General features: G+C 52.1%; 7 protein-coding genes. 1 reads left to right on the plus strand and 6 read right to left on the minus strand.

Annotated features, from left to right (window positions below; all coding sequences use genetic code 11):
- Positions 1-33 precede the first annotated feature (33 nt).
- The 6 genes from QF669_01505 to ffh all read right to left on the minus strand — a co-directional run bounded on the left by QF669_01505 (position 34) and on the right by ffh (position 5,186).
- Positions 34-1,197, minus strand: coding sequence for an MFS transporter (locus QF669_01505; GenBank protein ID MDP6456119.1), 1,164 nt, complete (start codon positions 1,195-1,197; stop codon positions 34-36).
- Between the two features lie 103 nt (positions 1,198-1,300).
- Positions 1,301-1,642, minus strand: a complete 342-nt coding sequence (gene rplS, locus QF669_01510; GenBank protein MDP6456120.1) for a 50S ribosomal protein L19 — start codon at positions 1,640-1,642, stop codon at positions 1,301-1,303.
- 9 nt (positions 1,643-1,651) lie between these two features.
- Positions 1,652-2,362, minus strand: a complete 711-nt coding sequence (trmD, locus tag QF669_01515) for a tRNA (guanosine(37)-N1)-methyltransferase TrmD (protein MDP6456121.1) — start codon at positions 2,360-2,362, stop codon at positions 1,652-1,654.
- A 26-nt stretch (positions 2,363-2,388) separates the two neighbouring features.
- Positions 2,389-2,622, minus strand: coding sequence for a KH domain-containing protein (locus QF669_01520; GenBank protein MDP6456122.1), 234 nt, complete (start codon positions 2,620-2,622; stop codon positions 2,389-2,391).
- A gap of 42 nt (positions 2,623-2,664) precedes the next feature.
- The gene (rpsP, locus tag QF669_01525; protein MDP6456123.1) at positions 2,665-3,843 is read right to left on the minus strand and encodes a 30S ribosomal protein S16; all 1,179 of its coding nucleotides are present in this window, start codon (positions 3,841-3,843) and stop codon (positions 2,665-2,667) included.
- Between the two features lie 11 nt (positions 3,844-3,854).
- Positions 3,855-5,186: a signal recognition particle protein gene (gene ffh / locus QF669_01530; GenBank protein ID MDP6456124.1), complete on the minus strand. Its 1,332-nt coding sequence runs from the start codon at positions 5,184-5,186 to the stop codon at positions 3,855-3,857.
- A 236-nt stretch (positions 5,187-5,422) separates the two neighbouring features.
- Between ffh and QF669_01535 the strand changes: the two genes are divergently transcribed.
- Positions 5,423-9,831 (plus strand): C25 family cysteine peptidase (locus QF669_01535; protein MDP6456125.1); only part of this gene is annotated, 4,409 nt, incomplete at its 3' end.

The raw sequence follows: 9,831 nt of genomic DNA on the forward strand, positions 1-9,831 counted from the left end.
ACATATTGAAATGCAAGGGAATCCGTGCTGACTTTATCGAATTGCTCGTCTCAAGAAGAGGGCCACAAAGAATACCATGAACATCAGTATCGCTACGAAAGGAAATACCATTGAAACACCGTATTTCACAGCGAGGTTCCCGCCGAATCCGGACGCGAGCGATCCGATTCCGAAGCTAAGGAAGAATGAGATGCCGTAGCCGAGGCCGCGGGAGGTATCGGAAGTGAAACTGGCGATAAGAGAATTCCCGATTGGTTGAATCATAAAATGAACAACACCCAGTAAGATGCCACTCAGAATCATAATTCCGCTGTTGTTCATTCCGAACGCAATGAGCAGCGGAATGTGGGCAATGGCGATCAACTGCACCAGACGCACCTTGTCAAATCTATCACCCCACCTTCCACCAAGGAGCTGTCCCGGGATACCGGCAACGAGTACGAGGGTAGCGAAGAAGCCCCCTTTTACAACACCGTCAAGACCTTCGAATACCCCTTCCAGGTTTTCGCTGAAATGGATAGGCATATAGGTAGAAAAGCCGTAGAAGGTGAGCCCGATGAGTACCGCAATGATGTAATACATGAAAAGCGGGAGTATCCTGGTGGGACCGTCATGAACGACGTTTTCTTCATGGACGGCTGTTTTCCTTGTGGGAATCACGATCGCAGTTACAGCTGCGAGGGCGAGACAGAACAGCGCGAGCGAGCCGTAGGCCCAGCGCCACGAAATATTTATAGCCAGCCACGCCGCCAGCAGAGGACCCGCCGCAAGGCCTGCACTACCGGCAATCCCGTGATATCCCATGGCCCTGCTTGTCTGACGAATTCTACGCGAAATGAGGGTGAGTCCGGCGGGATGATAGATGGAGCAGAACAGTCCTAGCATCATGAGGGCAACTGTCAATGTCGTCAGATCTCGCGAAATTACGACCATGATTCCAGATGCTGCGGCACCCAGCAGATAAATAAGAAGTAGTTTCCGGCCGCCAATCTTCCGCTCAATCCATCCTGCAGGGATAGCACCAAGTCCGAACATGAAATTCGAGATCATATAAACCCATCCCAGAGTACTGAGGTTGACTTCAAACTCTTTCATCAGCAGGCTCATGATAGCCGGAAAGATGAGCATCGCGCTGTGAACGGTAAAATGACTCAACCCTGTCAGGAGGAGGAGGATCTTGGAATCACTTGAAAACATCAGCTTGAAGCTGTGACGAGCGTGGCGCGGCCCGGCAAGTTGAAAGAGGAGTTACCAGGCCTGAAGCTGGTTCGATCTGTTGGGGGCAGTCCAGAAGAATCTGCTAGCGCCGCTCCTTGATCCTGGCAGCTTTGCCTTTGAGCTTTCTCAGATAATAGAGTTTGGCCCGCCTGACCTTCCCGCGACGAACAACATTAACGCTTTCGATGTTAGGCGAGTGGAGTGGAAAGATTGTTTCAACACCTACATTGGATGCGATTCTTCTGATGGTAAAAGTAGAATTTGTTCCACTCCCTTTTTTCGAAAGGACAACACCTTCAAAGCGTTGAGTCCTCTCTCTTCCGCCTTCAACGATTTTTACACTTACGGCAACCGTGTCGCCGGCGCGAAAATGTGGGATATCACTTCTTTCCTGATCTTGCGATAATTCGTGTGCCTGAACCATTTTTCTACCTCACTTCGAAATCTCTTCCTGATATCGTTTCCAGAGATCAGGACGACTCTTTTTCGTTTTTGCCTCTCTCTTGGCTTTACGCCACTCTTCAATCCTGGCGTGATGACCACTCAATAGAACATCCGGCACCTTCGCTCCTCTTACCTTTTCCGGCCGCGTATAATGGGGATGATCCAGAAGCTGATGGGTGAAGGAATCGCTGGTAGCAGAATCGTGATCTCCCAAAACTTCCGGGATCAGTCTTACTACCGAATCAAGTATTACCATGGCGGGGAGTTCACCGCCTGTCACCACATAATCACCAATGGATATCTCGTCAGTGACTTCCATCTCCCTGATCCGTTCATCCATCCCTTTATAGTGTCCGCAGATGAATACCAAAGCTTCCTCCCTGGAAAGATCCCAAGCTTTTTCCTGGGTCAGGATCTCACCCTGGGGTGTTGGAAAGATTATTCTTAGGGCACCTTTACCTTTATAATCAGAGCGCACATGATCCATCGCCTTCAGTATCGGTTCCGCCATCATCACCATGCCCGTACCGCCACCAAAAGGATAATCATCGATCTGCCGGTATTTACCTTCAGTGTATTCCCTGATATCAACAGTATGATATGCCACGATGCCCTTCTCACCGGCGCGGCGAAGGATACTCTCCCCAATGATGGCTTCTACCATTTTGGGGAAAGGTGTCAAAATATATATCTGGTTCATCTCTCGTATACTTCTTAAGGAGATTTCTACTCTACGATTTCCAGCAGCGCGCGCTTGCCGCCCCCCTTGGCGCTGATGGCTGATATAAAAGTTCGGAGAGCACCTGCCGTTCTGCCGCGCTTACCGATAACCTTACCCAGATCACCATCGCCAACGCGCAATTCATAAATAATGGTTCGTTCGCTCTCCACTAGTGTTACTGTAACTTCATCTGGTTTATCCACCAATTCCTTCACAATCCGCTCTATGAGATCTTCCATGCCAAGCTCCTTACTCAGTCACTTGATTCCGACTGATCCATCTCAACTATCTGTCTTCTTTTTAGACTCTTTCTTTTTCTTCGCTTTCTCTTTTTCCTCTTTGGCCTCTATCTCCTGTTCCTCAACTTCCTCAACTTCAACTTTTTCCTCAACCTCAGCTTTCTCTTCCGGCTCAATTACAGCCTCCGCCTTATCCTCAGCCTCAGTTTCGGCTTCTACCTCTTCCTCGACTTCAGTTACCTCTTCCGGCTCTGCCTCTTCTTCCTCATTCTTTACCTCAGTTTCTTTTTCATCTGTCGCAGCTTCCTCTTCCGGTTCTTCTTCTGCCTCAGCTTCAGGTTCTAACTTTTCTTCAGCCTTAGCCTCAACCTCCGCTTCGGCTTCTTCATCGGCCTTAGTTTCAACCTCAACCGTCTCTTCCGGCTCAGTAGCTTCTTCCACTACTTCACCCTCCTCAGCTTTTTCTTCCGGCTTTGCCTCAGCTTCAGTTTCTACCGGCTCTTCCGTATCAGTTTCCCCATCTGGTTTTTCTTCCTCTGCTCCAGCTTCCCCCTGAGTCGCCAGTTCTTCTTCTGTCTCTTCTTCTTTTTCGACTTCGGCCCCTTCCTGAGTCTCGACCTTCTTTTCTTCCTTTGTCTCGGGCTCTTCTTCTACCTCAGCTTCAGGTTCTACCTTCTCCTCAGCCTTAGCCTCAACTTTCTCTTTTGGTTCTTCCTTAGCCTCAGACTCAGCCTTAACCTCCTCTTCCGGCTCAGTTACAGCCTCAACTTCCTCTTTCGGTTCTTCCTTAGCCTCAGACTCAGCCTTAGCCTCTGCTTTTACCTTGGCTTCCGCTTCCGCCTTCTCCTTGGCTTCTGCTTTTGCCTTCGCCCTCTCTTCAGCTTTCTTCTTAAGTCGCTCATCCCTATCCAGCGACCATTTCTGGATTTCGTGATCGATAGCTTTCTCATCTAACCCCTGTTTCATCAGATGCCAGCGATAGGACAATCCAGACTTCTTCATCAGATTCTTCACGGTATCGGAAGGCTGTGCACCTTGTTGCAGCCAATGAATCAGGCGGTCATCTTTGAGGGAGAAATTATCTTCGGTCTTGATGGGGTCGTACCACCCCACCTCCTCGATGGCGGCGCCGTCCCTTTGCCGGCGGGAGTCTATCACGATTACCCTGAAAAAGGGTCGGTTCCGTCTTCCCATCCGTTTCATTCTTATCCGTGTAGCCACTGTTTACTCCTTCAGTTTAATATTCCGGCAAACTGGTTTACCGCCTGCCGGTTCGGTTGCTGTTTAGATAGACTCTTCATCATCTTTTTCATCTGTTGAAATTCTTTTAACAGTCGATTGACATCCTGTATGGGCCTGCCGCTGCCCACGGCAATCCGCTTGCGACGACCTCCATCGATGATCTCTGGATGTTGCCGTTCTTTCGGCGTCATAGAATTGATGATGGCATCAGTCCAGACAAGCTGCCGCTCATCGAGCACGGCACCTTTCATCATTTTACCCATGCCCGGGATCATACCCATCAGCTCGCTCATAGATCCCATCTTCTTCATCTGTGTCATTTGAGACTGAAAATCCTCCAGGGTAAAACTGGCCTTGCGCAGTTTTTCGGCCATCTTTGCCGCTTCATCTTTGTCTATAGCCTCTTCAGCCTTCTCGACGAGGCTCACCACATCTCCCATACCGAGGATTCTATCAGCCATCCGCTGCGGATGGAACGGCTCAAGCCCGCTCATCTTCTCACTCGTGCCGATGAATTTAATGGGAACTTTGGTCATTGCGGTGATGGAAACGGCGGCTCCACCCCTGGCGTCGCCATCCATTTTGGTAAGAATTGTGCCGCTAATCTCAAGGGCGGCGGAAAATGCCTGAGCTGAATTGACGGCATCCTGCCCCGACATTCCGTCAGCGACGAAAAGAACTTCTGTCGGTCCAGTCGCTTCAGCAATAGTAACAATTTCTTCCATCATTTCACTATCCACATGCAGTCGGCCGGCGGTATCGAGAATAACAACATCGTACTTCTCATTACTCGCTTTCAGAATTCCGTCTTTGCAGATTCTAACAGGATCTTGATGACCCTGGCTCCAAACAGGAACGTCAATCTCACCGCCGAGAATTTCAAGCTGTTCAATAGCCGCAGGACGGTAGACATCCGCCGCCACCAGGTAAGGTTTCTTCCCCGCCTTCTTCATATAACTCGCCAGCTTGGCCGCAGTAGTTGTCTTGCCCGATCCCTGAAGTCCTGCCATCAAGATCACCGTCGGAGGTTTGTTGGCGAATCGGAGCGGTTCGTTGTGCTGGCCCAAGAGCCCCGCAAGCTCATCACGAACAATCTTGACAAACTGCTGCCCCGGCACAACAGAATTGGTGACAGACGTCCCTTTGGCCTTTTCCGTCACCTTCTGGACAAACTCCTTGGCTATCGTGTAGTGAACGTCTGATTCCAAAAGCGCCTTGCGAATCTCGCGTCCTGTTTCGCTGACGTTCTTTTCCGTTATCTTGCCGAGACCGCGAAGGTTGCGGACTATTGCACCAAACCTGTCTTGTAGTTCTTCAAACATAGTCTATTTCAAGCTCAGAATAGCAAGGAAATTTAGATGTTCATTATACAGAGTAGCAAGAAATAACACGGACTGACAAAACCCGTCCCCAGTTGCGGCGGCGGCCGTCTATCCCTTTCCTTTCCGAAAACCTGAATCCTATAGACCGATCTAGTTCAGCCCCCCCTCCAACCGCCTAAACTCCTCGCTCGTGGAGCACTCAATGTCTAACTTTAACAATGTTATTGAGGCAACAGATGAATTCGGCGGTATTCTTCGCAAGCTTAACTTCCCTTTTGGCGATGGCTCCGGACTATCTCTCCGCCTCCACGGCCCTGCATACCGTCTCATTCAGCCGCACCGATCTGACTATCCTGAAAAAGGAAGATTACGATCTCCCTCAGATGAAGGGATGTCTCGCCTCAGCAGAAGTCGGGTCTCCACAATTGCCCGTTTTGACCATGTCGATTCTTCTGCCGCCCGATGCGGTGGTTGAAGGCGTCAGGACTGTTTCCAGCGAAAGTGTCGAACTGAAGAACCGATTCGACGTTTATCCGGTCCAGCACCCCAGCAAACCACAGGAACAGCTTCCTTTCACAACTCCCGATCCCGGCATTTATGGTACGGATCATCCCTATCCGTCGCAGTCGGTTCAGCTGACCGCAAGCGGAAACATGAGGGGCTACCACATAGTCAGCCTACTCGTATACCCTCTCCAGTACATACCGGCCGAACATAGACTTATTCTTCACACGAGTATCTCATTCGCCATCGATTATGTTGACGGATCCCCGGCCGCATCGGGCCCCCTGCGACAGTCTCGCGCGAGCCGATCACGTTTTGAAAACATCGTGAGAGGCGCAATCCAGAACAGTAACGATCACTTGATCTACACTCCCCCCAGTTCCGTACAGGTGGATCTCTCCATTGCGAAAGAACGAGTCGGCGGTTTCCAGCCGGAACCGCTTCCCTCCCTTGAAGGAAGCGCGGTCGATTATCTGATTATCACCAATGATGAGATGAAGCCAGCGTTCGAATTGCTGAGCGACTGGAAGACCGCTAAAGGTGTACCGGCTGTGGTCAAGACAATGAGCGAGATCAAAGCCGTCGCTCCCCATGGAGCCGATGATGCTGAGACACTTCGCTACTTCCTCACGGAAGCGTATCAAAAGTGGGGCGTGATGTGGGTACTTCTGGGAGGCGATGTGAGCGTAATTCCTGTCCGGTACGTAAGGCTGCAGGCGGGGGAGACCGCCATCAGCGATCAGTATTACGCTGCGCTCGATGGGAACTGGAATGCAGACGGAGACAGTTTCTGGGGCGAGTATCCCAGTGATGAGGTTGACCTCTACGCCGATCTGTTCCTGGGAAGAGCACCTGTGGAAACGCTGGAGGAGGCGGAATACTTCGTGAACAAAACTCTGGCGTATGAGCACGGTCTTGGCGAGCATCAGAACAAACTCCTCTATCTGGGAGAAAAACTTGGCGCCGAAGACGGCAAAGACTACTGTGAACGGGTCGATTCACAGGTGAACCAGGAGGGACTTGTCAAGACCAAGCTATACGAGAGTGACGGAAACCAGAACAGAGATGCTACCCTATCTGCCTTGAACGAAGGACAAAATCTCATCTTGAACGTCAGCCACGGAAACGCTTATCGGCTTCTTGCCGGCCCACCCGGAGAGGCTTTGGAATACACCGATATGGAAGCTCTGACCAACAGCAACAACTGTTCCATTTTTTGCAGCATCACCTGCAATAGCAATGATATCAGTTACGAAGATTCCTTCTCCGAACACTTCATCCTCAATCCATCGGGCGGCGGCGTTGGATACATCGGGAGCACATGGCTCGACTATCCATCCATCTCTGTCGTCCAGAATGAAGAATTCTTCAAACTTGTCTTCCAGGAAAAGGACAGCCGCCTCGGGGCCACTTTCGTCAATTCCCAACTTCCCGCCATTCCCACCGTCAAAACAAGAGTACGGCAACAGGTCTTTCTCAGTTACCTCCTCTTGGGCGATCCTGAACTGGCGATAGCCACCAGAATTCCTTCCGCCCTCTCACTCGCAGCGCCCTCGGCGATAGAGGTAGGAACATCCGAAGTCTCAGTTGGCGTAAGTACCACAGTCAATGGTGAAACGGTACCTGTCACCGATGCAGTGATCTGTCTGACCAAAGAGGCGGAAGTTTACGCCACAACTATTACCAGCAACACAGGAGAGGCAACATTAACGATTGCTCCCAACACAACGGGACATGTGAGCCTCACCGTTACGGCTCACAATTTCGTGCCCCATACTGGACAGATCGAGGTGCAGACCACCGAAGAATCCCATCTCTACTGGAGTGGCTACAGCATAGATGACGATGAGCATGGCAACGGGGATGGAATTGTGAACGCCGGGGAACAGGTTCGCCTCGAGGCGGTCATTATCAACGGCGGGGAGGCCGATGCGAATCCACCCATTCGTGCGGTCGTGAGCACTACCTTCCCTCATGTATCTCTGAACTCTGACACGTCGCTGATACAGGTCTCCATCGCACCCGATGACACAGCTTACGCCGGCTTCGAGATAGTCGTCAGCCCAGCATCCACCGATGGAATCGTGATTCCGTTTTCGCTCGCGATGACCAATGAGGATGGCGCATGGGGCGATTCGCTGTCAGTTGAGGTGGCCAGCGCCGATGTGCGTCATATTTCCACCCAGTTTTCGGGCGAAGCGCCCTTCTACCTCTGTACGGTTGGATTGCACAATGAAGGCAGCGGCGTGGCGAGAGCTGTCTCAGCAACTCTGAACATTGTCAGCGGCAAGGCTGAGATTCAGGATAAGAACCACAACTTCGGCGACATTCAGTCCGGCGATGCCAGAGACGGCACCTTCAGATTGAGAGCGGACGACCTGTCACAGGTAATGTTTGAAATGACCCTAACGGATTTCTACGGCAAGACTCAGATCTATCAGATTGATGCAGTTGCTCCGGCGCCGCCAGCAGGACTGGGTTTCGAGCCTCAAAAAACGGGCATCACCCTTTTCTGGAATCCGGGCCCAGAGGACGATCTGGCCGGTTACCATGTCTATCGAAGCGGTTCATTCGCCGGGCCGTTCACCAGGATCACTGATTACCCCATCAGGGGCAGTGCAACCTATGAAGATTCCGGTCTCTCCCGTGACCAGCTGTATTATCACAAAGTGTCAGCGGTCGATTCTTCGGGGAATCAAAGTCCTCTCTCTGAGACGGTGACAACCTGGACAGAGAAGACAATTTCTCAAGGCTGGCCTATTCCGGTGAGTACGTTGGTGAGGGGAGGTGCGACGCTGGCTGATCTCAACGCAGACGGCGATATGGAAATCGTCATGGGCACCCTGGGTGGTAAACTGTATGTCTTCAATCACGACGGTTCAGAAACGTTCGACTGGGACGACGACTCTTCAACGCTGAATGAATTTGCCCAGGCAGGCGCGAGCATCTGGGGCAGTCCCGCCGTGGGTGATCTGGAAAATGACGGAATTCTTGACGTAGTGGTGACGGCACGCGGTGCGTCTGTTCCGGAAACGGTCTACGCGTGGCGTCTTCAGGATTCCGACGGCGACGGTCACCCCGATCCGGTTCCGGGCTGGCCTACCCCCCACCTTACCACAACCGCCGTCCTCGCTTCCCCCGTACTGGCTAACGTCGACTCAGATGAAGCGCTGGAAGTTATCGCCATGGATCAGAACGGCGCGGTTCACGTCTGGGAGCATGACGGCACTCTGAAGTCAGGCTGGCCCAAAGTGGCTGGCTACGGTTCCAGAAGAGGACAGCTCTACGCGACAGTGGCCGTTGGCAATCTTGACGATGATCCAGAATTCGAAATCGTCGCATGCGGTGGAAACCGTTCAGAGAGAATTGGTGCCATCTATGTATGGGGACACGCTGGTCTCGACAGCGCTTTGATATTCGAGGGGCCGGGGCCGTTCTCCGCCTCCCCCGCACTTGCGGACCTGGATGACGACGGTCAATTGGAAATCGTGGCAGTCTCGGAGGAAAACACGGTTTACGCCATCGAGACCGACGGGACAGATGTGGCAGGATGGGAGAACGGAAAAGACGTGAGGGTGATCAGTATTGCGTCACACAATATGGTAACGCCGTCGCCGGCTGTCGGTGATCTGGACGGAGACGGTCGCGTGGAAGTGGTGGTGGCAACCATCAGAGGCGTGACAGCCTGGCGTGGAGATGGCTCTGTCGTCGCCGGCTTTCCCATTGAGAATGTAGACTTGCCGGCCTCGCCCATCATTGCGGATGTGGATGGCACCGCCGGTGCGGAGATCGTGGTAGGTGCCGATGATAGAAAACTGTACGCCTTTAGATTCGATGGTACCATCGCTCAAGGGTGGCCTGTCTCGCTGGGAGCGGCCATCGTTCCCAGTGCCGCAGCCGGTGATATGGATGGCGATGGACTGAACGAAATCATCTGGTCGCCTGATGACTTTAAGCTGTACATGATCGAGACCTCAGGCTATCCTGACCAAAACCAATGGAGCATGTTCCACGGCGACGCAACCAACAGCGGCTTGTATTCCGCTCCTCCACAAGCTGTAGCTATTGATGAAGGCGGCCGTGACAGCGTTCCGCTACCGGAATTTTTCGCACTCTATCAGAACTATCCCAACCCATTCAA

This window comes from Candidatus Neomarinimicrobiota bacterium, from assembly GCA_030743815.1.
Lineage (GTDB): Bacteria > Fidelibacterota > Marinisomatia > Marinisomatales > S15-B10 > UBA2146.

Excerpts from the sequence above, each read along its gene's own strand:
- QF669_01505 (MDP6456119.1), bottom strand. The coding sequence starts at position 1,197 with ATGTTTTCAAGTGATTCCAAGATCCTCCTCCTCCTGACAGGGTTGAGT.
- rplS (MDP6456120.1), bottom strand. The coding sequence starts at position 1,642 with ATGGTTCAGGCACACGAATTATCGCAAGATCAGGAAAGAAGTGATATC.
- trmD (MDP6456121.1), bottom strand. The coding sequence starts at position 2,362 with ATGAACCAGATATATATTTTGACACCTTTCCCCAAAATGGTAGAAGCC.
- QF669_01520 (MDP6456122.1), bottom strand. The coding sequence starts at position 2,622 with ATGGAAGATCTCATAGAGCGGATTGTGAAGGAATTGGTGGATAAACCA.
- ffh (MDP6456124.1), bottom strand. The coding sequence starts at position 5,186 with ATGTTTGAAGAACTACAAGACAGGTTTGGTGCAATAGTCCGCAACCTT.